Source organism: Anabaena sp. UHCC 0187 (assembly GCF_009712035.1).
Taxonomy (GTDB): Bacteria; Cyanobacteriota; Cyanobacteriia; order Cyanobacteriales; family Nostocaceae; genus Dolichospermum.
This window is the reverse complement of sequence record NZ_VILB01000011.1, coordinates 377,447-397,294: the sequence shown is the minus strand read 5'-3', so window position 1 is coordinate 397,294 and position 19,848 is coordinate 377,447. Positions and strand designations below refer to the sequence as shown.

Below are 19,848 nucleotides of genomic sequence, written 5' to 3'. Positions count from 1 at the left end.
GATCAGTAAACTATATTCACTGTCACCTCTCACCTGTCACCTAAATTATGCCCATTTTTCAGCTACTAATTCAGCCAAATCAAGAACACGTTGGCTATAACCCCACTCATTGTCATACCATGCCATAACTTTCACCATGTCATTACCCATAACTAGAGTCAAGCTGGCATCAACGATAGAAGATTCATTTGTACCTTGATAGTCAGAAGACACAAGTTCCAATTCGGTGTAACCCAAAATGCCTTTCAGAGAACCTTCAGAAGCTTCTTTAAGAGCTTGGTTAACTTCTTCTGCAATAGTGCGCTTCTCGGTTTGCACTACAAAATCCACCATGGAAACGTTAGGGGTTGGTACACGTAAAGCGACACCATTTAGCTTACCCTTCAATTGAGGAAGTACCAAAGCTACCGCTTTGGCTGCACCAGTAGAGGTGGGAACAATGTTGATAGCTGCTGCTCTAGCCCGACGCAAATCACGGTGGGAAGCGTCTAGTAAACGCTGATCACCTGTGTAGCTGTGGGTAGTGGTCATTATGCCTTTGATGATCCCAAATTTTTCATCTAATACCTTGGCAATGGGAGCTAAACAGTTGGTTGTACAACTGGCGTTACTGATGATGTTATGTTTGTTGTGGTCATAATCATGATGATTTACACCGATCACAAAAGTACCATCTTCATTTTTGCCGGGGGCTGTAATCAGAACCTTTTTAGCTCCGGCATTTACGTGCCTCATTGCCCCTTCTTTACTGGTAAAAACCCCTGTTGATTCGATAACCAGGTCAATTCCCCACTCTTTCCAGGGCAAGTTATCTGGGTTGCGATCAGATACGCACTTAACTGTATTACCATTAAGAGTGATAGAGTTATCATCAGCACTAATATCTACGCCATGTAGCTTGCCTAACATGGAGTCATATCTAAGCAGGTGAGCATTAGTTCTAGGGTCGGATGTGTCATTAATCCCGACCAGTTGGATATTGCTATTTTCTCTGCCTACCCAGCAACGTGCAAAGTTACGTCCAATGCGCCCGAAACCGTTAATTGCAACTCTAATCACAGTGTCTTGCCCTCTGTATTTATGCCTATAAGTTGATATCGTTGACCCCAATCATATCGCAAAGGGGGAGGCTATTTATAACGATTAAGTCTTAGATCCCCAAAAAAATACAGAATTTATAGTCAGGAGTCAGGAGTCAGGAGTCAGGAGTCAGGAAGAAGAAGGAAGAAGAAAATTCTTCCCCTGTTCCCTGTTCCCTGTTCCCAATCATGATTTCTATAAATTGAATAATAGTTTCACTACCAATGTACTATTGTAGTCAATTACGACTGAAGCTTTTGGCAAGTAATGCAAGTTGCTGTACCCAAAGCTATGGTACTTAGTTCTAAAAGAGTCATGACAAAATGTATTTAAATTTACCAAATTTTCTTTCCCGATGTAGCAGATATTTTCAGAATAATCATAAGGGCAGATTAGAAATAGTAAGAATTTTCGACCGGGGGATAATCTGACTCAACAAGCAAAACTAAAGTCAAAATTTAATCATTCAGCAGGGATGAATATTTTGGATGGGATAGTTAGTATCTGTAAAAATCAAAATCCTGTTATGATACGCGTGTCTTATGTGATTCTGGTGTGGTGTGGTGTAAGAGGTGAATAAAATGAGTAATTCTATAGATTTTAGTGGTAGACCATTTCATTTCATTGGGATTGGTGGGATTGGAATGTCTGCTTTGGCTTATGTTCTAACCAAACGCCAATTACCAGTATCCGGTTCAGACTTGCGTCCTAACCATATTACGCACAAGTTAGAATCTCTGGGCGCTCACATCTTTAGTAGACAAGAAGCCAGCAATTTGGAATTCTTTCTAGCTGAAGTAGCGACTGATGCCGTACTATCAACTTCTCCAGAAAAATTGTCTGCGGCAAAAACAACCTTGCCTCAAGTGATTTGTTCCACAGCCATTAATGCTAATAATTTAGAATATAAAGCAGCGCTGGAATTAGGTTGCCCTATTTGGCATCGTTCTGATGTTCTCGCGGCTTTGATTGCTGATTATTACAGTATTGGTGTGGCAGGAACCCATGGCAAAACTACTACTAGTAGTATGATTGGTTATATGCTCTTGCAAACTGGACTTGATCCGACGATTTTGGTCGGTGGTGAAGTCAAAGCGTGGGAAGGTAATGCTAGAATGGGAGCAAGCCGTTATTTAGTAGCGGAAACAGATGAGTCTGATGGTTCTTTGGTGAAACACGCTCCGGAAATTGGCATTATTACTAATATTGAATTAGATCATCCTGATCATTACGAAAGTTTAGAAGAGGTGGTTGATACTTTCCAAACTTTTGCTCAAGGTTGCAAAACTTTGGTGGGTAGTATTGATTGTGAAACAGTGCGCGAGCGCCTGAAACCAACGATTAGCTATAGTCTTTACCCAGAGAAAGGTGCTGACTACACTGTTACCAATATAGATTACCGTGCTGATGGGACAACAGCTTTGGTATGGGAAAAAGGTATTGCCTTGGGTTTATTAAATTTACAGCTATTAAGTCATCATAACCTCAGCAATTCCCTAGCCGCAGTAGCAGTGGGTAGATTCTTAGGCTTAGAATTTGGAGACATTGCCAAAGGGATTGCTACCTTTGAAGGTGCAAGACGACGGTTTGAGTTTCGAGGTGAGGCGGCTGGGGTAACTTTTATTGATGATTATGCTCATCATCCTAGTGAAATTCGTGCTACTCTAGCCGCAGCCCGTCTTCAAGCTAGACCTGGGCAAAGGGTAGTTGCTATCTTCCAACCCCATCGTTATACTCGGACATTAACGTTTTTAGAAGAATTTGCTGAATCTTTCACCCATGCTGATTTAGTCGTGCTGACTGATATTTACAGTGCCGGTGAACCTGATTTAGGACAAGTCAGTGGCGAGGATTTAGCCACCGCAATTAGCAAACACAATGCTCAAGTAGTTTATCAACCAACTTTACCTTTAGTTAGTGAATTTTTATTGCAAAACCTCCGTCCGGGAGACTTGGCACTGTTTTTAGGTGCGGGTAACTTGAATCAAGCTATTCCCGAACTTATTACTACCATGAGCGAACCTGCAATTGCCACATCTTAGGGTAATCACAGCATTTAAGCAGTGGTTTGATAAGTTAACTGCAATACCGGATTTTTACGGTAAATAAATCACATAAGTCAAAAATTCACCAATTGAAGTAAAGATGATAACTTCCCAGGTATTTGGCAAAAGCTGCAAATTTTCTGATTTGACTCCACAACTGCAAACTCAAGATGATGTGGATAATAGTAAAGTAATTTACTTACCAGGAACGAACTGTACTCTCAGAACCCATACTTCCTTGTCCGCGTTCACTTCTTATCGAGTTGGGGGAGAGGCTGAATGCTACGTTGCTCCCCGCGATTTAGAAACCTTACAAGCAAGTATTGAGTATGCAAAAGAAAATGATTTACCAGTCACCATATTAGGTGCTGGTTCTAATTTGTTGGTGAGCGATCGCGGTATACCCGGTTTAGTTATCGCTACTCGTCATCTCCGGTCTAAAAACTTTGACCAAGCTACAGGGCAATTAACCATATCCGCAGGCGAACCTATCCCTACTTTAGCATGGGAAGCAGCCGCTTTAGGATGGGAAGGATTAGAATGGTCTGTGGGTATTCCCGGAACTGTAGGCGGTGCGGTGGTGATGAATGCTGGAGCGCATAATAGCTGTATCGCAGATATGTTAGTTAGCGCCCAAGTTCTTTCCCCAGATGGAACTTTGGCAACTCTCACCCCAGAGGAATTAGGCTACACATACCGGAGTTCATTACTACAAGGTGGTAAGCGAGTAGTAACTCAAGCCACCTTCCAACTCCAACCAGGAGCAGATCCTGTGCAAGTGACAGGTAGAACTAAGGAACATAAAAAACACCGACTCAGCACCCAACCTTACAGCTATCCTAGTTGTGGAAGTGTGTTTAGAAATCCTAAACCTTATACTGCTGGTTGGTTAATTGAACAAACTGGACTCAAAGGTTATCAATTAGGGGGAGCGCAAGTTGCCCAACTTCATGCTAATTTTATTGTCAATCGGGGTGGAGCTAAAGCCAGTGATATTTTCTCCCTCATTCGTCATATTCAAAATGAGGTGCAAGAACGCTGGTCAATTTTGCTAGAACCAGAAGTGAAAATGTTGGGTGAGTTTCCAGCAGTTTGCTAAATAAAGGCAATAGACAGGGGTAAATAAGTTATCCAATAACTAATGACCAATGACTAATGACTCATCGCATCTATAATTGAATTTGATTTGTAAGTAATCATACGGCGGATAACCAGTTATGGCAGAAAAAGGACAGGGATTTGGCTTTGGCTTAGGCAAAATGAAAGAACTAGCCGCTGCTTTTCAAAAAGCGCAGCAAGTTCAAGAAGGTGCAAAGCGTCTTCAAGAAGAATTGGAGCAAATGGAGATTCTAGGAGAATCTGGTGGTGGACTTGTGAAAGTTATTGTCAGTGGCAACCAAGAACCCAAACGAGTGGAAATTGCTCCATCTGCTTTAGCAGAAGGTGCAGAAGTGCTTTCTGATTTAGTTGTTGCGGCGATGAAAGATGCCTATCAAAAGTCTACTGAAACCATGCGGGAACGGATGGAAGATCTAACCAGCGGACTGGAATTACCTGGAATGTAGTCAATAGTGAGTAGTCAGTGGTCAGTAGCATAAAATAACTGACAACTGACAACTGACAACTGACACAAAAATTTAAATATTATGCCTTATAAGTTACTGTTTGTTTGCCTTGGTAATATTTGCCGCTCACCATCGGCGGAGAATATTATGAATCATCTGATTGACCAAGGGGGTTTGAGTAAAACAATTCTTTGCGATTCGGCTGGTACTTCGAGTTATCACGTCGGTGCATCACCGGATAGACGCATGAGTGCCGCAGCAGAGAATAAGTTAGGATTTAAACTCCTTGGTCAAGCTCGGCAATTTCAAATCTTGGACTTTCAAGAGTTTGATTTGATTTTGGCAATGGATCGCAATAATTATGATGATATTTTAGCTGTTGACCCTTCTGGGCAATATCATTCTAAAGTTAGGTTAATGTGTGATTTTTGCTCCAGACACAGTCTCAAGGAAGTTCCAGACCCGTATTATGGGGGAGTTGAGGGTTTTAATCAAGTCATTGATTTATTGATGGATGCTTGTGAAGGTCTGCTCCAATATATCAACGATAGGTAGCGTGGCCTTAGCTATACAGCGATAATCAAAAATCTCAACTATCTTCGACCTGACTAAATGAAAAAGGTGGGAAAATACCCACCCTACATTTAATCAGCAAACACACCAGCAAAAAAGTCCAAAGTCTCCTTCAAAGCCTTGATGAAAACATCAATTTCTTCATGGGTATTGTAAAAAGATAAACTTGCTCGTGCAGTTCCTGTTAAACTTAAATAACGGTGTAATGGTTGAGTACAATGATGTCCAGAACGGATGGCCACACCTTCTTGATCTAACAAAGTTGCTAAATCATTAGCGTGAACACCCTCCGCTGTAAAAGCTGCCAATGCGGCTCTCCCTTCCCCTTGAGCATCGGGTTTGGGTCCGTAGATTCTAATTTGGGGTATTTGCGATAATTGCTCGAATAAATAGGCAGTTAATTCAGCTTCATAAGCATGGATTTTGTCCATACCGATATTAGTAAGATAATCTATGGCTGCACCAAGGGCGATCGCTTCCCCAATAGCCGGTGTACCAGCTTCAAATTTATGGGGTAATTCTGCATAGGTAGAATGGTCTAAAAATACCTCTGCAATCATCTCACCACCACCGAAAAATGGCGGCATTGCTTCTAACAATTCCAACTTACCATATAAAAAGCCAATGCCAGTGGGAGCGCACATTTTATGTCCAGAAGCTACTAACCAATCACAGTCAAGTGATTGGACATCAATAGGAGTATGGGGGACACTTTGACAAGCATCAAGTAAGAATTTTGCACCATATCTGTGAGCAATTTCAGCTATTTCTTTAGCTGGATTTATGCAACCCAAGGTATTAGAAATATGGACAATAGACACCAATTTTGTTTTTTCAGAAATCAGTTTTTTAAACTGTTCTAAATCAAAAGTTTCTTCGTCCGTCAACTCCACAAACTTCAATACTGCACCTGTTTTTTGAGCCACAAATTGCCAAGGAACGATATTACTATGATGTTCCATTACCGAGAGAATAATTTCATCTCCTGGCTGTAAATTATTCATTCCCCAACTATAAGCTACTAAGTTAATAGCTTCAGTTGCGTTGCGGGTGTACACAATTTCTTGGCGTGATTTAGCATTAATAAATTTAGCAACTTTATCACGCGCACCCTCATAAGCATCAGTAGCTTTTCCGCTGAGAAAATGTGCGCCACGGTGGACATTAGAATTATATTGTTCGTAATAATCACGCCAAGCATTTAAAACGAATAAAGGCTTTTGAGAAGTAGCCGCATTATCGAGATAAACCAGGGGTTTACCGTGAACTTCCTGATGTAAAATGGGGAAGTCAGAGCGAACTTTATCAGCGAGAGATTTGGTAGAAGTGATGGTCATTTTTTAGAAGAAGTTCAGAATAATATCTATAATGTAAAAAGTTCGTAGTTAGGACTTTAGCCCTAAAAATCTTTCATTTAAGCGATAAATCGCTTACTACGAACTAAGGAAAAAAGCAAAATTACTTATTCGTGAGACTGGTAACAGTTTTTAACAAACTCTCACGCAAAGAAGCAACAGGGATAAAGTTAATAACTTCCATTGCGAAACCATTAACTAATAACTTGCGGGCATTATTTTCATCAATACCGCGACTTTGGAGGTAGAATATTTGATCATCTTCCAACTGACTGACAGTAGCACCGTGAGCGCATTTAACATTATCAGCAGTAATTTCTAATTGAGGTTTAGTGTCAATTCTCGACTTAGATGATAATAGCAAATTGCGATTTAATTGAGATGCGTTAGTTAATTGCGCTGGTTTAGGAACAAAAACCTTACCATTGAAGACACCATGAGCGCGATCGCCTATAATGCACTTATGTAACTGTTTGCTCACACCATGAGGATGATTTAAAGATAACGCACTGTGAGTATCAGCCAATTGATTATCAGCAATCACAGTCAAACCATTGAGCGTCGTTTCCGTTTGCTCACCAGTTTGCAAAATCTCCAAATTGTGACGGGAAATTTTGCCACCAACAGTCACCGCATTACAATTATAACGACTATATCGCGCCTGAGTAACAGCAGTTTTTCCCACATGAAAAGCCGCGTTACCTTCCCGCACAATTCTATTGTGACTCACCTGAGCATTTTCATTTACCCAGATTTCCGTCACACTATTATTAAAGTAAACCTCATTCTCTGCGCTCTCTGCGCCTCTGTGGTTCGTATAATCTTCAATCAAACTCACCTGAGAATTACTTTCAGCTACTACTAAAACGCGAGGTTGGGAAATAGTCGCAGACTCACCCGACACAGAAACAAAAAGTAAATGAATGGGAGTTTCCACCACCACATTTTTACCAACCCATACTACCGCGACATCATTTAAAGCCGCAGTATTAAGAGCAGTAAAAACTTCCTTCGCACCTTCTGATTGAGCTAAATATTCCTGAATAACTTCACCAGGTAAAACATCTAAATTACCAACAATTAACCCAGAAGGTAAATTTTCAGTATTAGATAAATGAGGTGCATAAACACCATTAACAAACACTAACCGCTGAGAAACTTCAGGTAAAATATAAGATTCTAAAGATGTTTCTTTAAACATCCCCAAACTAAAATCTACCTGTTTCAAAGGTGATAAATCAGTAAACCGCCATTCTTCCTCGCGGGTATTGGGGATAACAGAATGACGAACCCAATTAGCAGCACCGTCGCGCAAATCCTGTAACCAACCATCTGATTTTTTGGTAGTTACCCGACTTAATAAACCACTCAAAAAAGCATCTCTATCTAATAGAGAATCAGGAATAGAAGTAAGAGAAACTGGAATAGACATTACACACCCACTCCCAAAGCTTCTTCGAGAACCCAATCATAACCGCGAGATTCTAACTCTAACGCCAACTCCTTACCACCACTTCTGATAATACGTCCTTGTGCCATAACATGAACAAAATCAGGGACAATATAATCGAGGAGACGCTGATAGTGAGTAATCATAATTGTCGCATTTTCAGCATTGGTTAATTGATTAACGCCATTAGCAACAATTTTCAAAGCATCAATATCCAAACCAGAATCAGTTTCATCTAAAATCGCCAACTTTGGTTCTAAAATCGCCATTTGCAGAATTTCATTCCGCTTCTTTTCCCCACCAGAAAAACCCTCATTCACACTGCGGTTAAGAAAAGAAGAATTCATCTTCACAACATCCAACTTTTCCTCAACCAAATCATCAAAATCGAAAGCGTCAACCTCTTCCAAACCTCTAGCTTTCTGACGAGAATTATAAGCCACCCGCAGAAAATCCAAATTACTCACACCGGGAATTTCTAGAGGATATTGAAAAGCTAAAAACACACCACCCCTAGCTCTTTCCGCAGCTTCCATTTCCAAAAGATTTTGTCCTTGGAAAACCACCTCACCACCAGTAACAGTATAAGCTGGATGTCCCGCCAAAACCTTAGAAAACGTACTTTTTCCAGAACCATTAGGTCCCATAATCGCGTGAACTTCCCCAGCGCGAACCTGCAAATTCAACCCCTTCAAAATCGGAGTTCCATCAACATCAGCCGTCAAATCCTTAACCGACAAAATCAAACCACTATTCTCAACAATCATGTTCTTTCTTCTCTTTTCTTTCTTCGTGTTCTTCGCTTCTTCGTGGTTAATTTCTCTTAACCCACACTACCTTCCAACTTCAAACTCAACAACTTATCAGCCTCAACAGCAAACTCCATAGGAAGCTGATTAAAAACATCCTTACAGAAACCGCTAATCATCATCGAAATAGCATCTTCCGAAGAAATACCCCGTTGAGCAAAAAAGAACAATTGATCTTCACCAATTTTAGAAGTAGAAGCTTCATGTTCTACCTTTCCCGTATTATTCTGAACTTGAATATAAGGAAAAGTATTAGCTTGAGCATTATCCCCAATTAGCATCGAATCACATTGAGAATAATTTCTCGCACCCTTAGCAGTAGGATTAATCTTCACCAAACCCCGGTAACTATTGCTAGATTTACCAGCAGAAATCCCCTTAGAAATAATTGTACTGCGGGTATTTTTACCAACGTGAATCATCTTACTTCCAGTATCAGCTTGCTGCATATTATTTGTTAATGCAACCGAGTAAAATTCACCCACAGAATTATCACCAATCAACACACAACTAGGATATTTCCAAGTAATAGCTGAACCGGTTTCTACTTGAGTCCAAGAAATCTTAGAATTGACACCTTGACACAAACCACGTTTAGTTACAAAGTTGTAAATTCCGCCTTTACCATTAACATCACCAGCGTACCAGTTTTGCACGGTAGAATATTTAATTTCCGCATTATCTAAAGCCACCAATTCGACAACTGCTGCGTGTAATTGGTTGCTGTCGTACATTGGTGCTGTACAACCTTCTAAATAAGAAACATAACTACCTTCTTCGGCGACAATTAAAGTCCGTTCAAATTGTCCTGTATCTCCGGTGTTAATACGGAAATATGTAGACAATTCCATTGGACATTTTAAGCCTTTGGGAATATAAACGAAAGAACCATCACTAAATACAGCCGCATTTAAAGCTGCGAAATAATTATCAGCAATGGGAACAACGCTACCCAAATATTTTTTAATTAATTCTGGGTGTTCTTGTAAAGCTTCCGAAAAAGAACAGAAAATTACGCCTTCTTTGGCAAGTTTTTCTTTATATGTAGTCGCAACTGAAACACTATCAAAAATCGCATCAACAGCAACATTAGTTAATCGCTTTTGTTCATTTAAAGGAATACCTAATTTTGCAAAGGTTTCCAATAAAGTTGGATCAACTTCATCTAAACTGTTGAGTTTTGCTTTCTTTTGTTTCGGTGCGGAATAATAAATAATATCCTGATAATTAATAGGCGGATATTGGACATGAGACCAAGTTGGTTCTGTCATTTTCAGCCATTGGTGATATGCGCGGAGGCGATATTCCAGCATGAATTCCGGCTCATTCTTTTTGGCGGAAATTAGGCGAACAACGTCTTCGCTTAACCCACGAGGGATAGTATCGGCTTCAATATCGGTAACAAAGCCGTACTTGTAAGGTTGGTTGACTAAGGTGGTGACGGATGCGCTCATCGGTTCTCTTGTGTTCTCTTTAAAGGACGGGCGACGGGCTGCAAAAAGCTAATTCCCGTTTTCTGTTACCGATTCCTAACAGGACTGCTAGAATAGGTTTAACGACTAAAACAACTCGGCTGTTGTTTAATCTATTCTCATTGTACGATAGATTAACAACAACAATGTTGTTTAAGTTAAATTTTCAGAAAAAAAGTTTTTTATTTTGGGACGTTTGCGAAGCGTCTAGTAAAGAAGATGGCGACCACCCAGCAGACCTCAACTAAGCAAGATATCCTAGAGTATCTATTAAAACACTCACAAGCAACGGCTGTTGAGTTGGCGAACTTTTTCGATGTCAGTCCCCAAGCGATTCGCCGTCATTTAAAGGATTTAGAGACGGAGGAGCTAGTTATATATTCGGTATCAGAACAGCCGAGTATGGGCAGACCCCAGCACCTTTATCACTTGAGTCGGGGGGGAAGATCACACTTACAAAAAAGTGCTAACCGCTTAAATGATGGTTATGGCGAGTTTGCGGTTTCTCTCTTGGACACTTTAGCGGAAACTGTGGGACGTGACCAAGTAAAGTCTATTTTACGGAAACAGTGGGAACGCAAAGCCCAAGAATATCGGGGAAAAGTGGGTACTGGTTCTTTGCAGGAACGGGTCGCAACTTTGATAGAATTGCGAAAAGCTGAAGGTTTTATGGCGGAGTTTCACGCTGTGGAATCAGATGCTAGTGGTGCGGAAAGATTTATTTTTGTGGAACATACCTGCGCTATTTCTGATGTTGCGGAATCTTTTCCCAGCGTTTGTGGTCATGAATTGGAAATGTTTGCGGCTATTCTCCCAGATTGTACTGTGGAACGGACTCACTGGTTGATTCATGGTGAACATCGTTGTGGTTATTTGGTGGAAAAAAGTTAGGTGGTTGGGTGGAAGTAATTGAACGCAGATGAACGCGGATAGACGCAGATAAGGAAGTCGGTTATTTTTGTTGTGGATGTGGGATGAAAATAGATGATTTGACAATTAATTGATTGGGGTTTTGCGGTGTTAAACCCCTACAGTTTAAGAATTGAAAGGGTGTGAATTTTTGGATTTTATGGATATTTCAATTTAATTTTAATCATCATATACACAATAATTACTTTACCAATAATTGTTAATTCAAGATATTGCGGGAGAATCGAAAAATTAGCATATCTACCCAAATCATACCCGACTGTGCGAAAATGTACATAACTATTTTTGGGCATTTTTAACCTATGGTTTGGCAAAAGGGGTATAAATTACAGGGTGGAAGATACGTTATAGAAAAAGTCCTGGGAGAAGGTGGTTTTGGAATTACGTATCAAGCACAACATACACTTTTAAAGCAGTGGGTAGTTATAAAAACGCCGAATGAAATCCTAAAAAATGATTCTGAATACCCCAATTATGTAAAAAGATTTATTCAAGAAGGACGCAAATTAGCACAACTTTCTCAACAACCACACCCGAATATTGTCCGTGTAACAGAATTATTTGAAGATGGTAAAACATATTGTTTAGTAATGGACTTTGTACCCGGTGAAAGTTTATTTAATTTAGTCCAAAACAAGGGAGCATTACCGGAATTAGAAGCGGTAGGATATATAAAACAAATTGGAGAGGCTTTAATTTTTGTTCATCATCAGGGTTTAGTTCATCGGGATGCACACCCTGGTAATATTATGGTACAAAAAAATGGCAAAGCTGTATTAATTGACTTTGGTATTGCTGGGGAAATAATGCCCCAAGATGGATATTTTACTTCTAATCATCCTGCTAATATTGCTTTTGCACCTTATGAACAAATGGGAGGTAATAGACAAGTAACAATTGATGTTTATACTCTGGCTGCTTCTTTATATTATGCGGTTACAGGTAAACGTCCTGAAAGTTCGCTGGATAGAAAATTATATAATAAACCTTTAATTTATCCTAATAAATTTGTTGTTAGTATTAGTGATGAGTTGAATCTGGCAATTCTTAAAGGTATGAATTTAGAGGCGGAATATCGTCCGCAGTCTATGAGGGAATGGTTAAAGTTATTGCCTGATTTTAGTCATCAGGTTTATCAGGTTAGTCAGAAAATAGAACATCAAACAATTAGGACTGAGAAAACTGTTCCTGTTATTGTAGGTACTAATAATTCTCAACAACAAAATAAAAAAATTAATAATATTCCTTTGTTTTGGTTAGTAGTCATGAGTTTATATTATTTAATAATGGGACTGCTATTAGCACCTGCTGGTAAAGATTTGTTTTTATTATTGTCCTGGATGTCTTTTTGTTTGGCTGTGATTTGGACGGTTTATTATCGTTGGACTCTTGTTTGGGTAATATTGTGGACTTTGGTAGTAGTTCCGATGGAGACTCTTATTTTCGCTCAGATGTGGGGTGTAAAATACAGTTGGATAGCACTTGTGGCTTTTATTATGTTTTGGTTTTTGAATATTCTTTTTATCTTTACTTGTATTAAAGAAATAGAAAAATATTTCAGCCAATGGCATAAATTTTTAATTTTACTTTGTACATCTTGGTTAGGCTTATTTTTAGGTTGGTTAACCTATCAAATTTTTCCAATATTTGCAAAATTATCTTAATATTGTAAAATAGTGAAGTAATTTTTCCAGGAGTAGGTTAATGTTTCTTTACCACGGCACAAGTTTTGAAAATGTTCCCCGCATTTTAAGTCAAGGATTGTTACCCAGACGTTCTGGAAATGGTAATTGGTCTATGCCTGAGTCCAATTCTTATGAATCAAGAAAGGACGCTGTTTATTTAAGTAATGCTTATGCACCATACTTTTCTAGTATTAGCAGTGCTAATACTGGAAATAAGAGAGCATTAGTCGAAATAGATATTGATTCCTTAGAACAAGATAATCTCTACCCTGACGAAGACTTTTTAACATATTCGTCAAACTTACTTTCTGAAATAGGAAAAACGGTAGAAGAACGCACACCATATTTTCGAGAAAATTTAGAATCATACCAGGATTATTTGCAAGATAGCCTTCAAAAAATGGGTAACTGTTGTTATATTGGTATAATTTCTCCAACAGCGATTTCTCGTATTACAACATGGTGTAAAGATGACGTTAAAATTCTACATAGATTAAGCTATGGTTATGTGGAGGAGAAAGGTGGCGTTACACCATTTCATGATCAGGAAGATAGTCAAATTTTACGCTTGCTAACGAAATGTTTTGCCAAGCGAGAATTCCAAATAGATGAACTACTATCTTTATGTCAAAAAAAGTTTCAAATAGATGATAATTTTGACTATGATAAAACTAAAGATATCCTCATCCAAGAAATGGAAAAAATTGAAATTGTATATGATAAAGACTATGATACAATATAATCAAGTTCCAAAAATCTAACTACATAAATATAAAGAATATGACCAACCTATCAATTCCAGCGCAAACATTACAAGAAGCATGGGAAAAAGGTTTACAGCAAGGTTTAACCCAAGTTGCTGTAAATATGTTACGCGAAGGTATTGAATTAGATTTTATCGTCAAACTAACTGGACTGCCATTAGCAGTAATTAAAAATTTACAAACTGTTGATATAGATGATGATAAAATATTGGTTAAAGAATTTTTAGAAATTAGTGAATCATCTTTAAATAAAGTTTGGCTTAATCCAGAGGAAGACGAAGCATGGAAGGATCTATAGAACATTTAATTAAAGGTGATGTGATATCTGTTCCTTTTCCTTTTTCTGATACATCTACCACAAAAAAACGACCAGCTTTAGTTATAACTGAATCGGACAATAATAATATTATAATTTGTCCTATTACCAGTAAACCAGGACGAGATTATGAAATTAAACTAGAAGATCAAGATTTTAGAGTTGGTAAATTAAATTTAAGTCCTTGTTATATTCGCCCTAATATTATTGCGACGGTTGATAAAAGTAACGTAATTCGGTACATTGGAAAACTCAAAGATGATAAACTTCATCAAGTTATTACTACAATTATTGAAATTATAGAAAAGCCATCATCACCTCCTCCAGCATCAAAAGCTTGGGAAAGAAGCAAAAAACCAAAATGATGAAATTACTGATACCCAGATTTCCGACTTCTTTGATGAATTATCATTATTTACCAAAGATTAAATTAAGAAGTCGGGGATATTTTGTCTGTGTTATAATGAAAATCTAATATTGCTAACTTTATTAGTAAACTATCGCAATGACAAATAAAACCATGAAAAACAAAGAATTTTATGTAGTAATTGAAAGAGATGAAGATGGAATATATATTGGTGAAGTTCCCCAACTTAAAGCCTGTTATAGTCAAGGAGAAACTATTGATGAACTCATGCAAAATATTAAAGAAGTTATTGAAATGTGTTTAGAAGAACTAGAAGAGGAATCAATAACTGAATTTATTGGTGTGCAAAAAGTAGTATTGTCATGACTAAATTACCAACAATTACAGGAGAAGAACTGATTGCTGCATTAGAAAAAGCAGGTTTTTATATAGTCAGACAAAAGGGAAGTCATGTAAGAATGAAACATGAAGATAATCGAGTTGTTTCTATTCCTTCTCATAGTGGTAAAACTATCGGAAAAGGTTTATTAGTAAAAATAATTCGAGATGCAGATTTAACTAAAGATGAACTGATAGAACTTTTAAATTAGTTTTTAAGGAGAATTTTCCATATTCCCTAAAGTGATATAATAGAACAATTAAAACTGCGAGGTGAATTTCTATGGTAATTCTAGCACCTACTCACAGCGACACTCACACCAATAGCGTTATCCTCCATAATATTTCTTGGAATACTTTTGAACGAATTTTATTAGAAACAGGTGATGATCGTCATAACAGGTTTACATATAATCAGGGAATATTAGAAATTATGACTCCATTAATGCCCCATGAACACAATAACCGTTTGTTACAAAATCTAATTATTGTTTTAGTTGAAGAGTTAAATCTCAATGTCAAAAGCACTGGTTCATTAACTTGTAAAAGAGAAGATTTAGCTAGAGGTGTAGAACCTGATTCTAGTTTCTATATTCAAAATGAACCAATCATGAGAAATAAAACCAGTTTAGATTTAACTCAAGATCCTCCACCTGATTTAGTCATAGAAGTTGATTATGCTAGTTCTTCTATTGATAAATTACCGATTTATTTAGCTTTAGGTGTTCCTGAAGTTTGGCGTTATGATGAACCTGTGATGCAAATTTATAGTTTATCTGATGATAAATATATTCCTTGCAATGGTTCGCCAACCTTTGCGAATTTACCTTTAAATACAGAAGTTCCTCAGTTTTTAGCTTCTAGTTTACAAGTGGGTGAAATGTCAATGATTAAGAATTTTCGGAGTTGGTTAAAAACACAAATTTCCTGATTAAATTAAGAAATCGGTGATCTAGGTATTATGTTTTTTAAGGTTGAGTTACTTATTGCTCGGCTTTTATTGCTCAGGGGTGACAATAATATGATTTAATGGTAGAAAGGCAATTAAACAGAATTTTGAATTTTTATGGATATCGCCCCTAATCAATCATCAACCCAATTTTTATCTTCAGAAGAATCCGCTCAAGTTGATGCGGCTTTGTTGTCTTCTCCTGAGAAATTTTTAACTAGATTGACAATTTCTTCTTTGCGGATTTTACAACATATTGCCAAGGAATATGATGTTTCTATTGAGGAGTTGACAACTAAGCAAATTATTACTTGGTTTGAAATTGATGCCAAAGTTAGAAGAGAAAAAGGGATTGAAGAAGCATTTCTAAAGTGGTAGATTTAATTAAGATTATCTAACTTCAAGCTGATGTTTTTTAGTTGAATTTTAGTTGGAATAGGACAAGTAGGATGATATTTAAATATTAACTATTACCAAGTCAATAGTAAGGAATAATCATCTTTATGCAATTGGTAGTAGAATAACTGCAAATTGTGTATAAAAGTTGAAAATAACAATATGGCGATTGCTGATACTATCGAAGAATCAAAGCTTTTGCGTCTGAGGAGCTGGTTTAGTAGTCTGCGTGGCGATTTGACGGGAGGATTAACAGCAGCAGTAGTCGCTTTGCCTTTGGCGTTGGCTTTTGCTGTCGCTAGTGGAGTTGAACCCAAGGCGGGACTCTATACTGCTATTGTGGCGGGGATTGTGGCGGCTATGTTTGGCGGTTCTCCAGTCCAAATTACCGGACCAACAGGGGCAATGGCGGTGGTTTTGGTGGGAATTGTTGCTAAATACGGAATTGAGAAAGTTTGGATTGCGGGAGTAATGGCTGGTATTATCCAAATTGCTTTGGGTGTGGCTAAACTGGGACAATTAGTGAAGTTTATTCCCTATCCAGTGACAGCAGGTTTTACTAATGGGATTGCTGTCATTATTTTTTGTGGTCAATTAAATAATTTCTTTGGTTTAAAATTACCCCGAAGTGAACATTTTTTGCCGGGAGTTTGGCAAAGTTTAACTCATGTAGAAGCTGTAAATTGGGCAGCAGTGGGACTGGCAATTGTGGTAATTGTGACTACTGTTTTATGGCCGAAGATTAATAATATAATACCCAGTTCTTTGGTGGGGTTGGTGTTAGCGACGGGAATAGCTACTTATTTTCATCTCAATGTTCCCACAATTGGCGCGATTCCCCAATCTTTACCCATGCCTCAAGGGATTCCCCATTGGAATGATTTTACTGTCATTCGAGAACTGATTAATCCAGCTTTGGCTTTAGCAGCACTGGGAAGTATTGAATCTTTATTATCAGCGGTTGTAGCTGACGGTATGACTGTCAGTGAGAAACATAATAGTGATAGCGAATTAATTGGTCAAGGGTTAGCAAATATCATTGTCCCATTTTTTGGTGGTATTCCCGCCACCGGGGCAATTGCGCGAACTGCGGTGAATGTCCGTTCTGGGGGAAAAACCCGACTATCTGGAGTCATTCACGGCGTTGCATTAGCCATGATCGTGCTAACTTTAGCACCTTTAGCCGCGCAGATTCCCCTAGCAGCATTAGCGGGAATTCTCATGGTAGTTAGTGTGAGAATGATTGAGTGGGAAGCCATTGGTTTATTAATGCGGGCTACCTATTCCGACTTTGCGGTGATGATTTTGACTTGGTTGGTAACAATCTTATTTGACTTAGTTCTCGCTGTAGAAGTAGGATTAATTGCTGCCGGTGCTTTGTTCATCAAACGTATGAGCGATTTAAGCTTGGTGAAGATTCCCGAAACCGAAGTATTTCCCCCCGGAACTCCCCTGGAATTAGGGAAAGAAATTGCTGTTTATCGGGTAGATGGTCCGGTATTTTTTGGGGCTGCGGAGAGATTTGCCACCTTTCTTCGAGATGAACCAGAAGTAAAATATTTAATTCTGCGGTTGCGGTTTGTGCCAAATATGGATACGACTGGGTTAGTGGCTTTAGAGGATATTTACCATGACTTAGAACGCCATAATTGCCGCTTAATTCTCACAGGTTTACAACCGGAAGTTAAACAACTGCTGGAACGTTCAGGATTATTGAAAATCATTGGTTTGTCCAATTGTTTTGAAACAACCACAGATGCTATTTGTTCTATCTCTCCCCAGATTGTCGAATGTTTGCAACCGGGCGCAACTGATTTAAAATCAAAAGAATTAATGGAATTAAATGACTGATAAAACATGAACAAAACTATCAATCAATGTCTTTGCTGTTCTAGTCGTCGTCACTTTCTTAAATCTTTCCTTCCCGCAGTAGTAGCCTTTACTGTCCTGCAATCAGCGAAACCAGCTAACGCCGAAGTTCATCAAACAAAAGCTTTAGTTCTCAGTTGTATTGATTTTCGGTTTTTGACAGCAGAACGCTATTTTTTAAGGAATAAAAATCTAACTGACGAATATGATTGGACAGCCTTAGCAGGTGCTTCTCTGGCTGTCACAGGATTCCCACACCAATCTGATGCTGAAGCATTTTGGGATCAGTTAGATATCTCCTATAAACTCCATCATATCAACAAAGTTATGATTATTGATCATCAAGATTGTGGAGCTTATGCAATGATGATTGATCCTAATTTAAGTAAAGATCCAGAACGAGAGTTGCAAGTACATACAGATTATTTAAGTCGTGCCTATTCATCAATTCGCAGTCGCTATCCTGATCTTGGAATTGAACTGTATTTTGCAACTCTCAATCAAGGAAAAGTCCAACAAGTTTTACCGAAGTTATAATTTTTCAATCAAGATTCAATCAAGAATTGTAATTATTAGTTCTAGCTGTGGTCCGCGCACCTGCTACTGCTCCCACTAAAGAAGTAAGTAAACCTAATAAAGAACCAAAAACATAAAACCATAAAGTTCTTGAAGTTGCAGCAGCAATATCACGAGTTTGTTCAGCAGTTAAGATAGGTACATTGGGTGCTATAACATTACCTTGTTGCTGTAGTTGATTAATAACTAGTGCTGCATTATAAGCCACCACACCAAAAGCACCCCAGACTCCATTTGCTAATAGAAAAGAGCTAAGTGCTAGAGTTGTTGCCCAAAGAATTGCACCATTGAGTATTGCTGTGTCTCTGTGCATGGGTCCGCAAGCACGGGTTGTTATCCAAGCCCCAATAAATAGAGACAGTAATAACGCGATTGTTGACCAAATTCCGACATTACTAATAATAGCCGGGGCAATTGTTCTTGGGTTTAAGGATTCGGCAATTCTCCCTGCACCAAGGGCATTAAAAAAGGAACTCAATATTAATTGCGTTGCTAAAGCCACTAGCACCCCGGAAATGATTGGACCCCAACGCACGCGGTCTCGATATTCAGTTACTCTACTGGCTATCAAAGACTCAGGAGAACTAATTTCCTCCCCTACCCGATTTACGTATGACATAGCTATTTTTCTCCCTTGCTATTGCAGCAAAGTTGCTTATGTATTGTATATTTGCCCAGAAAAAATCCTCTGTTTTGAATTCTTTCTTCTCAACGCTCTTTTTTATGCTTATGTTTAAAATTAAATCGCTAATTATAATTCTCAGTCTCTATCACTAGAAAGAGTTATTTCCTATTTCTTTAGTCATAAATTGGCTAGAGGAGCAAAAAGTGAAAAATTACAAAATTAGGAAAATATTAACGAATTTTGACGGCTGTACCTGTGGCTGTAATTACTAATAAAACACCAGATTGATCAACATTAATTGTGCCTGTGTCAACGGCGATACCCACAACAGCATCTGCTCCTAAGCGTTGCGCTCTTTGTTCTAATTCTTCCATTGCTTTGCGTTGTCCCTCTTCAAAAAGACGTTCGTAGCTGCCAGTGCGGCCACCAACAATATCCCGAATACTCGCTAAAAAATCCCGCAGAAAATTGCTACCATAGACAACCTCTGCTGTAACAATACCTAGATATGATTGAATTACAGCACCTTGGATTACGTCAGTAGTAGTTAGCAGCATATATTTATTATTGAGGAACTAGACAAGTAGAAATTAGTGAAAATCAATAATTTATCGTGCAAATTATATGCACAATAGCATACAACT

22 protein-coding genes are annotated in these 19,848 nt (G+C 38.4%); 15 read left to right on the top strand and 7 right to left on the bottom strand.

Annotated features, from left to right (window positions below; genetic code table 11):
- Positions 1 to 45: 45 nt before the first annotated feature.
- The gene (locus FJR11_RS10910) at positions 46 to 1,059 is read right to left on the bottom strand and encodes a type I glyceraldehyde-3-phosphate dehydrogenase (protein WP_168503700.1); all 1,014 of its coding nucleotides are present in this window, start codon (positions 1,057 to 1,059) and stop codon (positions 46 to 48) included.
- A gap of 602 nt (positions 1,060 to 1,661) precedes the next feature.
- Between FJR11_RS10910 and murC the strand changes: the two genes are divergently transcribed.
- From murC to FJR11_RS10890, 4 genes are all read left to right on the top strand, one after another.
- The gene (gene murC, locus FJR11_RS10905) at positions 1,662 to 3,122 is read left to right on the top strand and encodes a UDP-N-acetylmuramate--L-alanine ligase (RefSeq protein ID WP_168503699.1); all 1,461 of its coding nucleotides are present in this window, start codon (positions 1,662 to 1,664) and stop codon (positions 3,120 to 3,122) included.
- A gap of 103 nt (positions 3,123 to 3,225) precedes the next feature.
- Positions 3,226 to 4,224 carry a UDP-N-acetylmuramate dehydrogenase gene (gene murB / locus FJR11_RS10900; RefSeq protein ID WP_168503698.1) on the top strand — a complete coding sequence of 333 codons (999 nt, stop codon included), beginning with the start codon at positions 3,226 to 3,228 and terminating at the stop codon, positions 4,222 to 4,224.
- Positions 4,225 to 4,342: 118 nt separating this feature from the next.
- Positions 4,343 to 4,690 carry a YbaB/EbfC family nucleoid-associated protein gene (locus FJR11_RS10895; protein WP_168503697.1) on the top strand — a complete coding sequence of 116 codons (348 nt, stop codon included), beginning with the start codon at positions 4,343 to 4,345 and terminating at the stop codon, positions 4,688 to 4,690.
- A gap of 81 nt (positions 4,691 to 4,771) precedes the next feature.
- The gene (locus tag FJR11_RS10890; RefSeq protein WP_168503696.1) at positions 4,772 to 5,245 is read left to right on the top strand and encodes a low molecular weight protein-tyrosine-phosphatase; all 474 of its coding nucleotides are present in this window, start codon (positions 4,772 to 4,774) and stop codon (positions 5,243 to 5,245) included.
- Between the two features lie 89 nt (positions 5,246 to 5,334).
- Here the strand turns inward: FJR11_RS10890 and FJR11_RS10885 are convergent, their stop codons facing one another.
- From FJR11_RS10885 to sufB, 4 genes are all read right to left on the bottom strand, one after another.
- Positions 5,335 to 6,600 (bottom strand): cysteine desulfurase, encoded by a 1,266-nt coding sequence (locus tag FJR11_RS10885; protein ID WP_168503695.1) that lies wholly within the window; start codon positions 6,598 to 6,600, stop codon positions 5,335 to 5,337.
- A 121-nt stretch (positions 6,601 to 6,721) separates the two neighbouring features.
- Entirely contained in the window at positions 6,722 to 8,050 is a 1,329-nt protein-coding gene (sufD, locus tag FJR11_RS10880; protein ID WP_168503694.1) for a Fe-S cluster assembly protein SufD, read from the bottom strand.
- Positions 8,050 to 8,835: a Fe-S cluster assembly ATPase SufC gene (sufC, locus tag FJR11_RS10875; protein ID WP_168503693.1), complete on the bottom strand. Its 786-nt coding sequence runs from the start codon at positions 8,833 to 8,835 to the stop codon at positions 8,050 to 8,052. The genes sufD and sufC overlap by 1 nt, the downstream gene beginning before the upstream one ends.
- A 56-nt stretch (positions 8,836 to 8,891) precedes the next feature.
- Positions 8,892 to 10,331 carry a Fe-S cluster assembly protein SufB gene (sufB, locus tag FJR11_RS10870; RefSeq protein WP_168503692.1) on the bottom strand — a complete coding sequence of 480 codons (1,440 nt, stop codon included), beginning with the start codon at positions 10,329 to 10,331 and terminating at the stop codon, positions 8,892 to 8,894.
- Positions 10,332 to 10,568: 237 nt separating this feature from the next.
- Here sufB and sufR point away from each other — a divergent pair, with 237 nt between their 5' ends.
- From sufR to FJR11_RS10810, 11 genes are all read left to right on the top strand, one after another.
- Positions 10,569 to 11,240 carry an iron-sulfur cluster biosynthesis transcriptional regulator SufR gene (gene sufR, locus FJR11_RS10865; RefSeq protein ID WP_168503691.1) on the top strand — a complete coding sequence of 224 codons (672 nt, stop codon included), beginning with the start codon at positions 10,569 to 10,571 and terminating at the stop codon, positions 11,238 to 11,240.
- Between the two features lie 341 nt (positions 11,241 to 11,581).
- Positions 11,582 to 12,943 carry a serine/threonine-protein kinase gene (locus tag FJR11_RS10855; RefSeq protein WP_168503689.1) on the top strand — a complete coding sequence of 454 codons (1,362 nt, stop codon included), beginning with the start codon at positions 11,582 to 11,584 and terminating at the stop codon, positions 12,941 to 12,943.
- A 40-nt stretch (positions 12,944 to 12,983) separates the two neighbouring features.
- Positions 12,984 to 13,706 (top strand): hypothetical protein, encoded by a 723-nt coding sequence (locus FJR11_RS10850; RefSeq protein WP_168503688.1) that lies wholly within the window; start codon positions 12,984 to 12,986, stop codon positions 13,704 to 13,706.
- Positions 13,707 to 13,744: 38 nt separating this feature from the next.
- Positions 13,745 to 14,026: a hypothetical protein gene (locus tag FJR11_RS10845; protein WP_168503687.1), complete on the top strand. Its 282-nt coding sequence runs from the start codon at positions 13,745 to 13,747 to the stop codon at positions 14,024 to 14,026.
- The gene (locus FJR11_RS10840; RefSeq protein WP_168503686.1) at positions 14,011 to 14,409 is read left to right on the top strand and encodes a type II toxin-antitoxin system PemK/MazF family toxin; all 399 of its coding nucleotides are present in this window, start codon (positions 14,011 to 14,013) and stop codon (positions 14,407 to 14,409) included. Before FJR11_RS10845 ends, FJR11_RS10840 begins: the two co-directional genes overlap by 16 nt.
- Positions 14,410 to 14,549: 140 nt before the next feature.
- Positions 14,550 to 14,777: a type II toxin-antitoxin system HicB family antitoxin gene (locus FJR11_RS10835; protein ID WP_217358226.1), complete on the top strand. Its 228-nt coding sequence runs from the start codon at positions 14,550 to 14,552 to the stop codon at positions 14,775 to 14,777.
- A complete protein-coding gene (locus FJR11_RS10830; protein ID WP_027402417.1) occupies positions 14,774 to 15,001 on the top strand; it encodes a type II toxin-antitoxin system HicA family toxin in 228 nt (75 codons plus the stop codon). The genes FJR11_RS10835 and FJR11_RS10830 overlap by 4 nt, the downstream gene beginning before the upstream one ends.
- Positions 15,002 to 15,072: 71 nt before the next feature.
- A complete protein-coding gene (locus FJR11_RS10825) occupies positions 15,073 to 15,720 on the top strand; it encodes a Uma2 family endonuclease (RefSeq protein ID WP_174763001.1) in 648 nt (215 codons plus the stop codon).
- A 135-nt stretch (positions 15,721 to 15,855) separates the two neighbouring features.
- Entirely contained in the window at positions 15,856 to 16,116 is a 261-nt protein-coding gene (locus FJR11_RS10820) for a hypothetical protein (protein WP_168503684.1), read from the top strand.
- Positions 16,117 to 16,296: 180 nt separating this feature from the next.
- On the top strand, positions 16,297 to 17,985 hold the full coding sequence (locus FJR11_RS10815; RefSeq protein WP_168503683.1) for a SulP family inorganic anion transporter: 1,689 nt from the start codon (positions 16,297 to 16,299) through the stop codon (positions 17,983 to 17,985).
- A gap of 6 nt (positions 17,986 to 17,991) precedes the next feature.
- Entirely contained in the window at positions 17,992 to 18,540 is a 549-nt protein-coding gene (locus tag FJR11_RS10810) for a carbonic anhydrase (RefSeq protein WP_168503682.1), read from the top strand.
- Between the two features lie 19 nt (positions 18,541 to 18,559).
- On the opposite strand, the gene FJR11_RS10805 is transcribed toward FJR11_RS10810, so the two are convergent.
- The gene (locus tag FJR11_RS10805) at positions 18,560 to 19,198 is read right to left on the bottom strand and encodes a hypothetical protein (RefSeq protein ID WP_168503681.1); all 639 of its coding nucleotides are present in this window, start codon (positions 19,196 to 19,198) and stop codon (positions 18,560 to 18,562) included.
- Between the two features lie 236 nt (positions 19,199 to 19,434).
- Positions 19,435 to 19,761 carry a YbjQ family protein gene (locus FJR11_RS10800; RefSeq protein WP_027402424.1) on the bottom strand — a complete coding sequence of 109 codons (327 nt, stop codon included), beginning with the start codon at positions 19,759 to 19,761 and terminating at the stop codon, positions 19,435 to 19,437.
- Positions 19,762 to 19,848: the final 87 nt, after the last annotated feature.

Excerpts from the sequence above, each read along its gene's own strand:
- sufD (WP_168503694.1), bottom strand. The coding sequence starts at position 8,050 with ATGTCTATTCCAGTTTCTCTTACTTCTATTCCTGATTCTCTATTAGAT.
- FJR11_RS10825 (WP_174763001.1), top strand. The coding sequence starts at position 15,073 with ATGGTAATTCTAGCACCTACTCACAGCGACACTCACACCAATAGCGTT.
- sufB (WP_168503692.1), bottom strand. The coding sequence starts at position 10,331 with ATGAGCGCATCCGTCACCACCTTAGTCAACCAACCTTACAAGTACGGC.
- murB (WP_168503698.1), top strand. The coding sequence starts at position 3,226 with ATGATAACTTCCCAGGTATTTGGCAAAAGCTGCAAATTTTCTGATTTG.
- FJR11_RS10805 (WP_168503681.1), bottom strand. The coding sequence starts at position 19,198 with ATGTCATACGTAAATCGGGTAGGGGAGGAAATTAGTTCTCCTGAGTCT.
- FJR11_RS10855 (WP_168503689.1), top strand. The coding sequence starts at position 11,582 with ATGGTTTGGCAAAAGGGGTATAAATTACAGGGTGGAAGATACGTTATA.
- FJR11_RS10885 (WP_168503695.1), bottom strand. The coding sequence starts at position 6,600 with ATGACCATCACTTCTACCAAATCTCTCGCTGATAAAGTTCGCTCTGAC.
- FJR11_RS10830 (WP_027402417.1), top strand. The coding sequence starts at position 14,774 with ATGACTAAATTACCAACAATTACAGGAGAAGAACTGATTGCTGCATTA.
- sufR (WP_168503691.1), top strand. The coding sequence starts at position 10,569 with ATGGCGACCACCCAGCAGACCTCAACTAAGCAAGATATCCTAGAGTAT.
- FJR11_RS10815 (WP_168503683.1), top strand. The coding sequence starts at position 16,297 with ATGGCGATTGCTGATACTATCGAAGAATCAAAGCTTTTGCGTCTGAGG.
- FJR11_RS10850 (WP_168503688.1), top strand. The coding sequence starts at position 12,984 with ATGTTTCTTTACCACGGCACAAGTTTTGAAAATGTTCCCCGCATTTTA.
- FJR11_RS10820 (WP_168503684.1), top strand. The coding sequence starts at position 15,856 with ATGGATATCGCCCCTAATCAATCATCAACCCAATTTTTATCTTCAGAA.
- FJR11_RS10890 (WP_168503696.1), top strand. The coding sequence starts at position 4,772 with ATGCCTTATAAGTTACTGTTTGTTTGCCTTGGTAATATTTGCCGCTCA.
- FJR11_RS10845 (WP_168503687.1), top strand. The coding sequence starts at position 13,745 with ATGACCAACCTATCAATTCCAGCGCAAACATTACAAGAAGCATGGGAA.
- sufC (WP_168503693.1), bottom strand. The coding sequence starts at position 8,835 with ATGATTGTTGAGAATAGTGGTTTGATTTTGTCGGTTAAGGATTTGACG.
- FJR11_RS10810 (WP_168503682.1), top strand. The coding sequence starts at position 17,992 with ATGAACAAAACTATCAATCAATGTCTTTGCTGTTCTAGTCGTCGTCAC.
- FJR11_RS10840 (WP_168503686.1), top strand. The coding sequence starts at position 14,011 with ATGGAAGGATCTATAGAACATTTAATTAAAGGTGATGTGATATCTGTT.
- FJR11_RS10800 (WP_027402424.1), bottom strand. The coding sequence starts at position 19,761 with ATGCTGCTAACTACTACTGACGTAATCCAAGGTGCTGTAATTCAATCA.
- FJR11_RS10835 (WP_217358226.1), top strand. The coding sequence starts at position 14,550 with ATGACAAATAAAACCATGAAAAACAAAGAATTTTATGTAGTAATTGAA.
- FJR11_RS10895 (WP_168503697.1), top strand. The coding sequence starts at position 4,343 with ATGGCAGAAAAAGGACAGGGATTTGGCTTTGGCTTAGGCAAAATGAAA.
- murC (WP_168503699.1), top strand. The coding sequence starts at position 1,662 with ATGAGTAATTCTATAGATTTTAGTGGTAGACCATTTCATTTCATTGGG.